We start from the raw sequence: 13,278 nt of genomic DNA, 5'->3' as shown, positions 1-13,278 counted from the left end.
CTACGTCGAAAGGCTGAAAAACAGCAAAGCGACTGTCGTCCTGTAAAGATCAGATAAAGGGGTGAGTAAGGTGAGAAACCCCTGCTGGAACCCCAGGCGCTGTTATCGAAATGTGACCCTACTCACACTTCCCGGCACGCCGCCCTGTCAGGTCCCGATTGTCTCTTTTGTCACACCTTTCACATGGCCATCGTGAGCCATGTCACTGCGAGCACTCCCGCCGCTCCTCCGCCCGGAGCACCGCCCGCTTCACGGCCCTCTCGCCGCGCGGCAGTCATCTACGATGCAGCATCGTAGATCGCACAGACCTCTTCAGGAATGGCAGCGCACCCCGCCAAGCAGGGAGAATGTTGGTCAAGCGCCAACCCCGGCGGGCGCACACGGCCCAGCCTCAACGTTCAACACGTCACCCCTCGTAGTAGAGGGGCCGCCAATGCGGCGGAACGATCGCGAGCCGACCAGTGGACAGCCGAAACCCGTATCGCCCGTGACCGGAACCGCCCGGCGACGGACTCAGCGAACCAAGCGAACGAGCCGCTACGGGCGGACGGCGCCGACGATCGAGCGGCCGGAGGAGGCAAGGGGGACGACCTTGACCACGTCCCCGGTCTGCGGCGCGTGGACGATCTTCCCGTTCCCGGCGTAGATGCTCACGTGCCCCAGCCCCTCACTGAAGATCAGGTCACCGGGCTGCAGCGAATTGAGCGGAACCTTGCGCTTGGCGCCCCACGCCCACTGCTCCCACGTCGTACGAGGCAGTGACACCCCGGCCGCCCGCCAGGCCGCCTGGGTCAGCCCCGAGCAGTCGTAACCCCCCGGCCCCGTCCCGCCGAACACATACGGCTTGCCCACCTGCGCGAACGCGAACCGCAGCACCGCCGCCGCGTTCCCCGAGGCCGGCCCGGTGTATTCGATGCCGGTGCTGTTCGGGTTGCCCTGGTTGTAGGCGCCCAGCTTCCGCAGGAGCTTCTTCTGCTGGACGATCAGCTTGAGGACCTCCGAGCGCTCCTTCTCCACGCCGTCGCGCTCCTTGTCGGCCGACTCCAGCGCCTCCTGCGCCTTGTCCCGGTCGGCCTTCAGCCCGCGGTTCGCCCGGTCGAAGGCGGCCAGCTTCTCGGCCCGCTCCCGCGTCACCTGCTCGGCCAGCGCCAGCTCCGCCAGCCGGTCCTCGGGATCGGTCGTGCCGAACAACCCGGGGAAGGCGGTGACGTCGTTGCCCGTCTTGTAGCTCTCGACGGCCATGCTGATCACCTGGTCACGCAGGTCCGCGACCGTCGCCAGCTTGCGCTTGTAGCTGTCGTTCAGCTTGGTGTAGGCGGTCCTGGCCTTCTTGTAACGCTCGTTGGCCGTGTTGAACCGGTCGACGACCTTGTCCGCCCGGTCGTTGAGCTTGTCGAGCTTGGCCTTCGCCTGCCCGATCGTCGGCTCGGGATCGGCCCCCGCGGGGCCCGTCGGCAACAGCACCAGGCCGATCGCGAGACCCACCGCCACCGGCACCCGGCCAAACCTCACAGCGTCGCCTCCCAGGGATTACATCTGGGGCGAAATAGTACAGAAGTGACAGCTGAGGAAGCCGCCAATCCAGCGAAAATCCAGCAACTCGTAACTTAGGCCCGACCCAGCCTGCGCAGCAGCAAACCCGACGGAACGGGTCTGGCTCCCATCCGCCTGACGGACTCGGCCACCTCGCGGTCGGACGACACCACGGCGATGGCCCGGCCGGGCGGCTCGGCGCGTACGAGCCGGCGGATCAGGTCGTCGGCGATCTCCCCCGGCGCGCTGAACAGCACCCGCACCCCGCGCGGCGCCACCACCTGGACCGGGGAGTTCAGCTCGGCGCCGTCGAACACCACGGTCACCTCGACCCTGGTCTGCGCCACCAGCCCGCCGAGCCCGGCCATCAGCCGGTTGCGCTGGTCGGCGAGGGTGAGCGTGCCGTAGCCGGTCTTGGTGACGTTGTAGCCGTCGATGATCAGGTGCACCTGCGGCAGCGCCAGCAACTGGTCGAGCAGTTGCGGGTCGTCGTCGGCCAGGGCCCGCGCGGGCACCCCGCGCACCCCCGGCCGCTCGCCGGTGCTCGCCGCGACCGAATCGGCGGGCCGGCTGATCGTAGCGGGCAGGGCGAGCTCCCTGCGCAGCCCGGCGGAGGCGTCCTGCAGCGCGTCGAGCAGCACCCGGATGCGCGCCTCCTCGATGCTCCTGCCCTCGCGGGCGGCCCGGCGGGAGGCTTCGAGCTGTCTCTCCGCGTCGGCCAGCCGCTCGCGCAGCCGCCGCAGCTCCGACTCCCCCGCACTGCCCGCGGCGGAGGCGGCCACCCTGGCCTCCTCCGCCGCTCGCTCCATCTCCTCGGCCCGGCGCATCGCGCTCTTGGCCCGCTCGCGGGCGTCGTGGAGTTTGCGGCGCAGGTCGGAGTTTTCCGCGCGGGCCAGTTTGATCTGCTCGCGCAGCCGGTCGGCGTCCTCCTTGGCGGCGGTCTTCTGCGTGGCGAGCTGCTCGCGCAGCCGGGCGACCACCTCCTCGCGCTCGGACCCCTCGGCGGCCACGGCCGACTGCTCCAGGTCCGTACGGGCGGCCTCGATCATCTCCGCCCACCCCGGCGGCCGGGTCAGATAGGCGGCCGCGGCCACCAGCACCGGATCGGCGGCGGGCGGGACGTTGCCGTCGGCCAGCGCCGTGACCAGCTCCGGCCACCCGGCCGCCACCGACTCGGCGACCAGCTCGCGGAACTTCTTGTCGTTCTCCAGCTGCGCGGCTATGGGCGCGCTGCCCAGCTTGGCCCGCTTGCGCGGGTCGAACTTGGCGATCCCCCGCAGGGGCGGCGGGATGGAGGCAGCGGGCACCGACCCAAGAACCTGGGCCGCCAGGTCGACGACATTCACCCGCACCTGCTCGGGAAGCGGGCGAGACAAGCCTTCACCCGCTGAACTCATCCCACTTGTCCCTTCGTGACATGCCCTTTCAGACAAGGGTACGGCTGCCGCGTACCTGACCGTAACGGTCACCACGATATGGACAAGCGCTTGGTGGGGGGTATACGACAGATCCAGGACAGGCGTTCACCCTGGAGGCGGACCGTGACCGAGCAGATGCGCACCTCCACCCGCGACCTGGAAAAACTGCGCGAACAGGTGGCCGGCTGGCTTCGCGGCAGGCTCGGCGAGCACGCCACGGTGTCCGAACTGTCCAGACCGTCGGAGAACGGCCTGTCGAGCGAGACCCTGTTCTTCACCGCCACCTGGAGTCAGGGTAGAACGCGCTGCGTAGCCAGGCTCGCACCGGCGGTGGAAGCGGTTCCCGTCTTTCCCTCCTACGATCTGCGGGCGCAGTTCGAGATCATGCGACTGGCCAGGGAAAAAGCTGGAATCCCAGCGCCGCGCGCCCTCTGGTTCGAGCCCGACCCGGGACCGCTCGGCACGCCGTTCTTCGTCATGGAACGCGCGGACGGCGACGTGCCGCCGGACGTGCTGCCGTACACGTTCGGCGGCTGGCTGCACGACGCGGCCCCGGCGGACCGGCGCAGGCTGCAGGAGGCGAGCGTCGCGATCGTGGCGGCGCTGCACGAGACCGCCTTCACCCCGGAGGAGTTGTCCCCGCTGGGCCGGCCGGGACTACGTGCCCACGTCGACAGGCAGCGCGCCTACTACGCGTGGGCGCACGGCTCGCGCCCCGTCCCCGTGCTGGAGCGGGCCTTCGACTGGCTGGAGGCGCACTGGCCGGACGCTCCCGGGCCGGACGTGCTGTGCTGGGGCGACGCCAGGATCGGGAACCTGATGTTCCGCGATTTCACCCCGGTCGCGGTGCTCGACTGGGAGATGGCCGCGATCGCGCCGCGCGAGCTGGACCTGTCCTGGATGCTCTTCCTGCACCGCTTCTTCCAGGATTTCACGGTCGGTGGCGGCCTTCCCGGCATGCCCGACTTCATGCGCCGCGACGACGTCTGCCGGCAGTATCGCGAGCTCACCGGCTACGAGCCCCGCGACCTGGACTTCTACGAGATGTACGCGGCCCTGCGCCACGGCATCATCATGGCCAGGATCTGGCAGCGCAGGATCCACTTCGGCGAGCAACCCGCCCCCGACGACCCCGACGACCTGGTGCTGCACCGGGCCACGATCGAGGAGCTGCTGACCAGGTGACCCCTCACGCCCCTGCATCGTAGACCAGCAGCGCGACCTGCACCCGGTTGTTGAGGTCGAGCTTGGTCAGGATGCGCGACACGTGCGCCTTGACCGTCGGCACGCTCATGTAGAGCTCCCGCCCGATCTCGGCGTTCGACCTGCCCCGCCCCACGGCCAGCGCCACCTCCCGCTCCCGCCCGCTGAGCCGCCCGAGCAGCTCGCGCGCCCGTTCGGTACGCCGCCCCGCCCCGCCGTCGGACACCACGGTGATGAGCTGCCGGGTCACCGCCGGCGACAGGATCGGCTCCCCCGAGGCCACCTTCCTGATCGCCGCCACCAGGTCGCCCGGCGCGATGTCCTTCAGCAGGAACCCGGCGGCCCCGCCGCGCAGCGCCCGCAGCACCTGCGCGTCGGCGTGGAAGGTGGTCAGCACCACCACCTCGGGCGGCGCGGAGGTGCGGCGCAGCGCCTCGGTCGCGGTGAGGCCGTCGACGCCCGGCATGCGGATGTCCATCAGGACCACGTCGGGCCGGTGCTCGGCCACCTGCCGCGGCACCTCGGCCCCGTCGCCCGCCTCGGCCACGATCTTGATGTCCTCCACACCGCCGAGGATCATCGACAGCCCGGCCCGGACCATCGCGTCGTCGTCGACTATCAGCACCCTGATCAAGCGTCCTCCCGCGTCGTCTCCACCGGCCACGGTAGCCAGGCTCCCACCACGAACTCCCCTTCCGGCGTGGCGCCGTGCCGGAGCCGCCCGCCGGCCAGCTCCGCCCGCTCGGTCAGCCCGATGAGCCCGGCCCCGGCCCCGGGCAGGCGCGTGCCGGGCCGGGCCCAGAGCGGGTTGCGCACCTCCACGGACAGCTCCTTGCCGCGCGAGCCCGTGACCGTGACGGTCACCGGCGCACCGTGCGCGTGCTTGCGGGCGTTGGTGAGCGCCTCCTGCACGATGCGGTAGAGGTTGCGGCCGAGCCCCTCGGGCGCGTCGGCGGCCCGCAGGTCGAGCCGTACGTCCATGCCCGCCTGGCGGCACTCCTCGACCAGCGTGGGCAGGTCGGCGAGCGTGGGTTGCGGCCGGTCGGGCACGAGGTCGTCCGCATCGGGCGGCGCCTGCCGCAGCACGCCGATCACCTCGCGCAGGTCCTGCAGTGCCAGGTGGGCGTTGGTCCTGATGGCCCCGGCCGCCCTGGCGATCTCCGGGGGCGGCGCGTCGGGCCGGAACTCCAGGGCGCCCGCGTGCAGGCTGAGCATCGAGAGGCGGTGGGCGAGCACGTCGTGCATCTCCCTGGCGATGCGCTCGCGTTCGTGCCGCTTGGCGTCCTCGGCGGCGTTCGCGGCGCGCTCCCTGAGTGACCAGACGAGCTGCCGCCTGGCGCGGACGACGATGCCCCAGCCGAACACGGCCACCAGGATGGTCCCGCCGAGCAGGGCCTCCAGCGGCGTGCTCAGGTCGGTCTGCGCCCGCAGCAGGACGTACGGCACCAGGGAGACGGCGCCGAGCAGCATGATCGGCCCGGAGACCTTGAACGGCCGGTGCACGGCCACGGTGAACAGGGCGACGACCGAGGCGCCGCCGACGAGCTCCAGGTAGGACGACAGCAGCGTGGTCACCACCGCGAACCCCACCGGCCACCTGCGCCGCAGCCACACGCCCGCGCAGCTCAGCGCCCCGGTCACCTGTTCGATCGCCTGCAGCGGCTCCGGGCGGTCGTGGAGCTCGGGAATGCCCACCAGCGTCAGGCCGCTCGCCAGCAGGAACATGACGATGTCGACGATCCAGTCGCGCGTCGAGCGCTTGACGCGCCGGCCCTCCCAGGCATCGCCGAGCAGCACCGACGGCAGTGCCCACCGGTATTCGTGGCCCCCCTCGCCCCGCACTTCCGTCACGCTCACCGAGCGTAGGGCCTCTCGGGGGCCGCGCGACAGCGACCAAAGTCGGTGGCGCGCGAGACCTATGGCCGACGCCGGCGGCGGCTCGCGGGCACGACGCTGATGTCCATGAAACCGGTGCTGGAGGTGTTCGGCTGGCTGCTCCTCATGCAGGGGGTGGGCGGCCTGCTGAACACCCTGTTCGGATGGTGGACGTGGGCGCACGACCTGCTGGTGGTCAACCAGGTGCCCTTCCTGAAGGGATATGAGGTTTTCGCCTCGATCGTGATCGGCGTGCTGGGGTTCGTCCTGCTGGCGGTGGCCGAGTCCCTGGCCGGCTCGGCGAAGAAGGCGGAGGACGGGACGTGAGAGCGACGACGACGCTGCGCCCGCCGCGTCACCAGGCCGATCCCCGGGCGGTCGCGTGGTGGACGGTGCAGTGGCTCATCCTCATGGTTCCGGTGGCCGCCGCGGCGGTGGCGGCGTACTGGACCCTCACCGAGCGGCCGGTCTGGCTCGGGGCGGTGGTGGTGGTGTTCGCCGTGGGCTGCCTCGCGGTGGCGCTGGTGGCGCCGCGGGCGTCCTACCGGGTGGAGCGGTGGGAGGTCACGGACCAGGCGGTCTACACGCGCAAGGGAATTCTGACGCACACCTGGCAGGTGGCGCCGATGTCGCGGATCCAGCGGGTCGACACCGCGCGCGGTCCGGTGCAGCGGCTGTTCGGGCTGGCGGCCGTCACGGTCACCACGGCCTCGTCCGCCGGGGCGGTCAAGATCGAGGCGCTGGACCACGAGGTGGCCGCCGAGCTGGCCGAACGACTGATCGCCATCACCCACGCGACCCCCGGGGACGCGACGTGAACGGCCCGGCCGCGCGGCTGACGCAGGACGTGTCCGTCTGGATGCCGCTGTCCCGGCGGCGTCTGTGGGCCGACGGGGTCAAGTCGGTGCCGGTCGCGGTGGGCGCGGTGATCGCGCTGGTGCGCGTCCTGACGGGGCTCGACTGGCCGGCCGGCGCCGTCGTGGCCGCCTGCGCGGGGGCCACGGTGCTGGTCGTCGCCGCGGTGGTCGGTTACACCGCGGCCAAGCTCCGTACGACCCGGTGGCGGCTCACCCCCGAACGCCTCGAACTGCGCTCGGGCATCACCGTCCGCCAGCACCGCTCGATCCCGCGCGAACGGGTGCGCAGTGTGGACCTGCGGGCCGATCCGGTGCTGCGGGTGTTCCGGTTGGCCGTGGCCAAGGTGGGCACCGGCGAGCACGCCGGCGACGGGACCGAGCTCGTCCTCGACGGGCTGACCAGGCACGAGGCCGAGACGCTGCGCCGCACGCTGCTGCTCCAGGACGCCGAGCCCGCGGGGCGGGACGGGACGCTGGCGGAGCTGCGCTGGTCGTGGATCAGGTACGCGCCCCTGTCGGTGTGGACGTTCACCGGGACGGCGCTGGCGCTCGCCGGGCTCTACAAGGTGCTCAGCCCGCTCGGGCTCAAGGGGTTCGCCGGGCGGATGGTCACCGACCTGTGGGACTGGGTGACGACGCAGCCGCTGGTCGCGGTGCCGCTGCTGGTGGTGGTGAACATTGTCGTCGGCACGCTCGGCGCCGGGCTGCTGTTCGCCGAGTCGTGGGGCCGCTACCGCCTGGAACGCGAGCCCGGCCGCCTCCGGCTGCGCCGCGGCCTGCTGACCACCCGCTCATTGACGCTGGAGGAGCGCCGGCTGCGCGGGGTGGAGGTCAGCGAGCCGCTGCTGCTGCGGCTGGCGGGCGGGGCCCGCGTCAAGACCATCGCCACCGGGCTGGGCAAGGCCGCCGAGCACGAGACCGAGGACGTGGCCGCCCTCACCCCGCCGCTCCCCCGCGCCCTGGCCGGGCGCCTCGCCGCCGACATCGCGGGCACGCACTCCCCCGCCCCGGGCGACTCCACACCTGGCGACTCCGCACCTGGCGACTCCAACCCTGCCGGTTCCATGCTGGGCGAATCCGTGCTGCTCACGCATCCGGCCGCTGCGCGGCGCAGGCGCTTCGTGCGGGCGGTCGTGACGGCGGCGGTGCTGGCCGCGGGTGCGGGCACGGCCACCTGGCTGCTGCCGTGGCCGTGGCGCGCCTGGGTGTGGCTGGCGCCCGCGCTGGCCCTGGTGGCCGGGCTCCGGCTCGCCGTGTCGAGTGCCAGGAGTCTCGGCCACGCGCTGGGCGAGCGGCACCTGATCTCCAGGAGCGGCGCGCTGGTGCGGCGCACGATAGCGCTCGACCGCAGGGGCATCTCCGGCTGGACGGTCACGGAGTCGTACTTCCAGCGGCGTTCCGGGCTGCTCACCGTCTCGGCCACCACCGCCGCCGGCAAGGGCCACTATGACGTGGTGGACGTGGGCCACGGTGAAGGACTGGAGCTGGCCGCGCACGCCGTACCCGGCCTGCTGGAGCCCTTCCTGGTCCGGCAAAAGCAAAGAGCCGCGTGATCCGTACGGCTTGCCCATGCCCCTGTACTGGACAAACACGATCTCGCGGCTCAAGTGCTTGCAGAGATAACCGTATTTGTCACACTTGCAACCCGGTTGCAGCCTCATTAACCAGGTTGCGGATCGCCAGTCAGGGGCGCCGGTCCGCGTCCCGCCTCAGCTGCCCACCGGCTGCTTGTCCAGCGCCGCCAGGTACGCCCTGGCCAGGTTGAGCGCGCCGGCCATCGCTTCCTTCTCGGTCATGAACTCGACCTTGGGCGAGTTGGTCGGCTCATCCTCCGGCCGCTGGTGGCCGGAGTAGTCGACCCTGATGACGACCGGCCCCCTGCGCATGATCACCGAGGCGCTGGACGCGGAGACCTCACCACGCCTGGTCTGCACGAACTGCCGGTACGCCTGGTCGCCCAGCCCCTCCACGTCGATCAGCTTGCCCCAGGTGATGCCGCCGATCGAGGAGCTCTCGGTGGACTTGGCGCCGCCGTTCTCGCTGACGTAGTACGACTTGGCCGCGGGCTCGTCGGCGTCGCCCGCCCGGTTGGTGAAGCGGTGAACGGTGATCAGAGCGCTGCGGATCTTCGTCATGCCCGGCCCGCCGGGCAGCTCCCGGTTGAGCCAGCGGCACTCGGTCTGGTTGTCGCCGCCGACCTCGCTGCCCCGCGCGCGGGTGGTCGGCTCGGGCACGAGCCGGGTGGCCGTCTCCCCCACGGCCACGCAGTCGCCCGGGAACGCGGCCAGGACCGTCGGCGTGGGCGTCGCCTGGACGGTCGGCGTGACCGTGGCCCGCGACGTCTCCGGCTGGGCCAGCACGCCGGGGTTCTCGGCCTGCCAGGCGGCCACCCCCTTGGCGAAATAGCCGGCCAGGGCGGAGACCTCACGGATGGCGTTCGCCTCGGTGACGGACTGCGTGGTCTCGTTGGACAGGATCTCGGCGTCCTTGCGCTGCTGGCCCGCCTGATATTTGATCTTGATCGTCATGTCGCCGACCCGGGCGAACGCCTGGCCGAAGGAATACCACAACAGCTTCCCGTCGCGTCTCCACGTGTACTGCGCGAACGCGCTGTCGCCCACACCCGGGATGTCCTTGACGGGGGAGACGTACTGTTTCTCGTCCGGCTCCATCGACGGCGTGGCGGTGGCGCCGTACTGGCCGCCGCGGTAGTCCACCTCGTACGAGTTCTGGGCCATGGACCGGCCGGTCTTGACCCCCTCGCCCCTCCACTGCTCGACCCTGACGTCGACCTCCCTGGAGCGCCAGTACTCGCCGAACGAGATGCGCTGGTTCTGCCAGTTGCAGGTGAAGGTGACGGTGTACTCGCCGTCGTCCCTGGAGGAGCGGCTCACGGTCGCGTCGGGCACGAGCCGGTCGACCTGGTCCCGGGGCAGCATGGCGCACACGTCGGGGGCCTTGGCGGCGGCGGGCGCGGGCCTCGACGTCTCGGGCCGCTGCGCGACCGCCGTCCCGCGGGACATGTTGTCGTAGACGACGAAGGCGCCGACGCCGCCCGCCGCGACCAGCACGACCAGGGCGGCGGCCAGCGTGGGCAGCAGCCAGGCCGGCCGCGGGGGCGGCTGGGGCGGCCAGGGCGGCGGCATCTGCGGCATGGTGGGCGGCGGGGTGGGCGGCGGGGTGGGCGGCGGGGTCGGCGGCATGCCGGGCGGCCGGCCGGGTGGCATGGCCGGTGGCCCGATCGGTGGCTCGAACCGCCCGCCCGGCACCTGGTGGGGGGTGGGAGGCGGCTGGTACTCGCTACCGGGATTCACGGAGACTCCTGGGGTTGCCCTGACTTGCGGGGAAGGATGCTAGTGACATCGCTTGCAAGGCGCTTGCACCCCGCGACGATCACTTCGGCAACGCCGCGGCGACCAACCGGCCGGCGGCGACGGCCGTCTTCTGGTCCGAAGGGGCGGAGGCCGGCACGTCCTCGCGATGCCAGATCACTTCGCAGAGCAGATTACTCGTCCGGAAGAGCAGCGTGCTGTCGGATGAGCCGCTTTCGGTGCTGTTGAGGTAGAAGCGGTAGGAGTTCTGGACGATCGCCGACTCGCCGACCCCCGTGACGTCGTGCACCTGGCCGCGGGCCTCGCGCATGGCCTCGCCCTTCGACGCGCTGCGGCTGCTCCGCTCGCTGGCGAAGCGCCGCTGCGCCACCCCGGGGCCGTCGAGGTCGCCGCTGGGCTTCTCCGCCCAGGCTCGGACGATGAGGCGGCGGGCCAGGTCCGTGCCCTGGACCAGCCACTGGCACTCGCCCGGCCTGGTGAGGCTGCGTTCGGGGGTCTCCTTCATCAGCTCGGCGGCCTGGGCGTCGCTGAGGAGCGAGCACGGGTCGGGCGCCTGGACGAACGTCCCCGGGTAGGGCTCGGCGCTGAGCGCGTCGGCGGCGTACCAGCCGCCCGCGCCCACCGCCAGGACGGCGGCGAGCGCGGCGGCCGGCAGCCGGCCGCGACCGCGGCGCCGGGGCGCCCGGCCCTGGTGGGCGGCCAGGCCGGCCCCGCCGGTCATGGCGGCCAGCGCCTGGCGAACCTGCGCCGCCGTGGGGCGGGCACCGGGCTGCTTGGCGAGCATGGCCAGCAGCAGGCCGCCGAGGTCCCGGCCGGCCCTGGCCGGGAACGGCGGCTCGTGCAGCAGCACCGCCGCCGCCACCGCGGCGGGCAGGTCCCGCTCGAACGGCGCGCGGCCCTCCACGGCCGTGTAGAGGCTGGCGCCCAGCGACCACAGGTCGGACTCCGGTCCCGAGGGCTGCTCGTTGAGCCGCTCGGGGGCCATGTAGCCGAGCGATCCCCCGCCGGCGAACCTCGCGTCGTGCCCGCCCATGGAGACGGCGATGCCGAAGTCGGTCAGCATGGCCGAGCCGTCGTGATCGAGCAGGATGTTGGCCGGCTTGACGTCCTGGTGCAGCATGCCATGCGCGTGCGCGACCTCCAGCGCCGACAGCACGCGCAGGCCGACCGCGGCCACGAACGCCGGGGGCAGCGGCCCCTGCTCCTTGATCACCTTGTCGAGCGAGCGGCCGGTGACCAGGTCCATGATGATCCACGGCTGGGCGCCCTCAAGGACGACGTCGTGCACGAGCACGATGGCGGGGTCGCGGAGCCGGCCGGCGGACCTGGCCTCGTGGATGGCCCGGTCGGTGAACTGCGCACGTTCGTGGGGGTTGAGCCCTTCGGGCACGCGTACCTGCTTGACCGCCACCTGCCGGTCGAGCAGCTCGTCGATCGCCCGCCACACCGTGCCCGCGCCGCCCTGCCCGAGGCGCTCGATCAGCCGGTAGCGGCCCGCCAGCTGGTAGAGGTCACCCGGCATCGCGCAACATCCGCTCACTCGTCTGGGCCACTCTCAGCGCCGACTGCTTGATGTCCTCGTCGGTCGGCCTGTCGGCCGTGGTGGCGAACTCGGCGGACACCACCAGGTTGGCCAGCCGGTAGTAGACGTAGGCCGCGACCACCCGGCCCGTGGGGCCCTTGAGCTCGAAGGCGAACGCCTCCTCCGCGACGCCGCCGACCTGGCGCACCGGGGTGCGCTCGACCTTCAGCTGCTCCTTGACCCCGATCTCGGGCCAGGACCACTGCAGCTCGTCGTACTTGTCCCAGAAGCGCTTCTGGTTCTGGAAGAGCGTACGGGCCGACGCCGGGGTCATCGACCACGGGTCGACGGTGTCGGAGTCCTTCTGCACCTGCACGCCGACGCCGGTCTCGGCGATCGGCCAGCCGCACGTGGGGCCCTTCTCGTCGGCGCTCAGCTGCCCCTTGGGCGGCCGCTGGGTGCGCAGCAGGCCGCCGAGGTCCTCCGGGTTCATCAGCGTGCACACGTCCATGGGCGCGGTGAAGGCCGCCGGGGTCCCGCCGGTCGGGTTGTTGCCCAGCACGACGAAGCCCGTCACGCCGGCCGCGACGACGAGCACCGCCACGGCGGCGATCCAGAGCGTGAGCCTGCCGCGCCGCCTGACCTTGCCGGGCACGGTCGTGTCGTGGCCGGCCGGCAGCCGCGGGGCCTGACCGCCCGCGGCGACCTGCCGTAAGGCGGCGACGATCTGGCGCGGATCGGGGCGGGCGGCGGGGTGCTGCGCCATCATGGCCGTCACCAGCGGCCCGAGCGGCCCCGGCGGGACCGGGGGCGGCTGGGTCAGCGTGTCGCGCACCCGCTGGGCCGCCGACCCCTCGTAGGCGGGCACGCCCGCCAGCGCGACGTAGAGGGTGGCGCCGAGCGACCACAGGTCGCTGGCCGGGCCGCCGGGCTGGCCCTCCAGCCGCTCCGGCGCGATGAACCCGGGCGAGCCGATCATCAGCCCCTGCTCGGTGAGCGTGGCCTGGCCCTCCTGGCGGGCGATGCCGAAGTCGGTGAGCACGACCCGGCCGCTCTCGGTCAGGAACACGTTGCCCGGCTTGACGTCGCGGTGCTGCATGCCCTGGGCGTGCGCGGCCATCAGCGCCTCGAGCACGTCGGCGCCGATCCGGGCGGCATGCTCCGCCGGCATGGGTCCGAACCGGCTCACCGTCTCGGCGAGCGTGCGGCCCCGCAGCAGCTCCATGACCAGCCACGGCCGGTCGTTCTCGACCACGACGTCGTGCAGGGCCACGATGCCGGGGTGGCGCAGGCGCGCCGTGGCCTGCGCCTCGCGCACGGCCCTGGTCACCGAGTCGGCCCGCTCCTTCGGGGACATGCCCTCGGCCAGCGTGAGCTCCTTGACCGCGACTTCGCGAACAAGCATCTCATCCCTGGCCAGCCACACCTTTCCCATGCCGCCGGCGCCCAGAGGGCGGAGCAGGGAGTAGCGGCCGGCAAGTCTTCCCGCGGACATAAAGGGAAGGGTAACTAAGGATCAAGACGGATGGTGATTCGTT

At 72.0% G+C, this 13,278-nt stretch carries 11 protein-coding genes; 4 read left to right on the top strand and 7 right to left on the bottom strand.

The features are described from left to right. Window positions 1–537: 537 nt before the first annotated feature. Both BLS95_RS09535 and BLS95_RS09530 read right to left on the bottom strand, forming a co-directional pair. Window positions 538–1,512, bottom strand: a complete 975-nt coding sequence (locus tag BLS95_RS09535) for a C40 family peptidase (RefSeq protein ID WP_245764951.1) — start codon at window positions 1,510–1,512, stop codon at window positions 538–540. A 95-nt stretch (window positions 1,513–1,607) separates the two neighbouring features. Beyond that, a complete protein-coding gene (locus BLS95_RS09530) occupies window positions 1,608–2,879 on the bottom strand; it encodes an NYN domain-containing protein (protein ID WP_245764950.1) in 1,272 nt (423 codons plus the stop codon). 195 nt (window positions 2,880–3,074) lie between these two features. Here BLS95_RS09530 and BLS95_RS09525 point away from each other — a divergent pair, with 195 nt between their 5' ends. Next, window positions 3,075–4,136 (top strand): phosphotransferase family protein, encoded by a 1,062-nt coding sequence (locus BLS95_RS09525; protein WP_090930552.1) that lies wholly within the window; start codon window positions 3,075–3,077, stop codon window positions 4,134–4,136. A gap of 4 nt (window positions 4,137–4,140) precedes the next feature. Here the strand turns inward: BLS95_RS09525 and BLS95_RS09520 are convergent, their stop codons facing one another. Both BLS95_RS09520 and BLS95_RS09515 read right to left on the bottom strand, forming a co-directional pair. Then, window positions 4,141–4,788 (bottom strand): response regulator, encoded by a 648-nt coding sequence (locus BLS95_RS09520; protein WP_090930551.1) that lies wholly within the window; start codon window positions 4,786–4,788, stop codon window positions 4,141–4,143. After that, the gene (locus BLS95_RS09515; protein ID WP_090930993.1) at window positions 4,785–6,005 is read right to left on the bottom strand and encodes a sensor histidine kinase; all 1,221 of its coding nucleotides are present in this window, start codon (window positions 6,003–6,005) and stop codon (window positions 4,785–4,787) included. The genes BLS95_RS09520 and BLS95_RS09515 overlap by 4 nt, the downstream gene beginning before the upstream one ends. A 111-nt stretch (window positions 6,006–6,116) precedes the next feature. Between BLS95_RS09515 and BLS95_RS09510 the strand changes: the two genes are divergently transcribed. Genes BLS95_RS09510 through BLS95_RS09500 form a run of 3 tightly spaced genes read left to right on the top strand, consistent with a single transcriptional unit; the run spans window position 6,117 to window position 8,439 of the window. Next, window positions 6,117–6,356: a hypothetical protein gene (locus BLS95_RS09510; protein WP_143043648.1), complete on the top strand. Its 240-nt coding sequence runs from the start codon at window positions 6,117–6,119 to the stop codon at window positions 6,354–6,356. Further along, window positions 6,353–6,847: a PH domain-containing protein gene (locus BLS95_RS09505; RefSeq protein WP_090930549.1), complete on the top strand. Its 495-nt coding sequence runs from the start codon at window positions 6,353–6,355 to the stop codon at window positions 6,845–6,847. Before BLS95_RS09510 ends, BLS95_RS09505 begins: the two co-directional genes overlap by 4 nt. Further along, the gene (locus tag BLS95_RS09500) at window positions 6,844–8,439 is read left to right on the top strand and encodes a PH domain-containing protein (protein WP_090930548.1); all 1,596 of its coding nucleotides are present in this window, start codon (window positions 6,844–6,846) and stop codon (window positions 8,437–8,439) included. The genes BLS95_RS09505 and BLS95_RS09500 overlap by 4 nt, the downstream gene beginning before the upstream one ends. Window positions 8,440–8,595: 156 nt before the next feature. Here BLS95_RS09500 and BLS95_RS09495 read toward each other — a convergent pair whose 3' ends face one another. The 3 genes from BLS95_RS09495 to BLS95_RS09480 form a co-directional block, all read right to left on the bottom strand. Beyond that, window positions 8,596–10,200: a hypothetical protein gene (locus tag BLS95_RS09495; RefSeq protein ID WP_176993105.1), complete on the bottom strand. Its 1,605-nt coding sequence runs from the start codon at window positions 10,198–10,200 to the stop codon at window positions 8,596–8,598. 79 nt (window positions 10,201–10,279) lie between these two features. Beyond that, window positions 10,280–11,740: a serine/threonine-protein kinase gene (locus tag BLS95_RS55515; protein ID WP_176993104.1), complete on the bottom strand. Its 1,461-nt coding sequence runs from the start codon at window positions 11,738–11,740 to the stop codon at window positions 10,280–10,282. Next, the gene (locus BLS95_RS09480; protein WP_090930545.1) at window positions 11,730–13,235 is read right to left on the bottom strand and encodes a serine/threonine-protein kinase; all 1,506 of its coding nucleotides are present in this window, start codon (window positions 13,233–13,235) and stop codon (window positions 11,730–11,732) included. The genes BLS95_RS55515 and BLS95_RS09480 overlap by 11 nt, the downstream gene beginning before the upstream one ends. Between the last annotated feature and the right edge of the window lie 43 nt (window positions 13,236–13,278).

This window comes from Nonomuraea jiangxiensis, from assembly GCF_900099965.1.
GTDB lineage: Bacteria > Actinomycetota > Actinomycetes > Streptosporangiales > Streptosporangiaceae > Nonomuraea > Nonomuraea jiangxiensis.
This window is presented reverse-complemented; position numbering and strand designations above follow the sequence as displayed.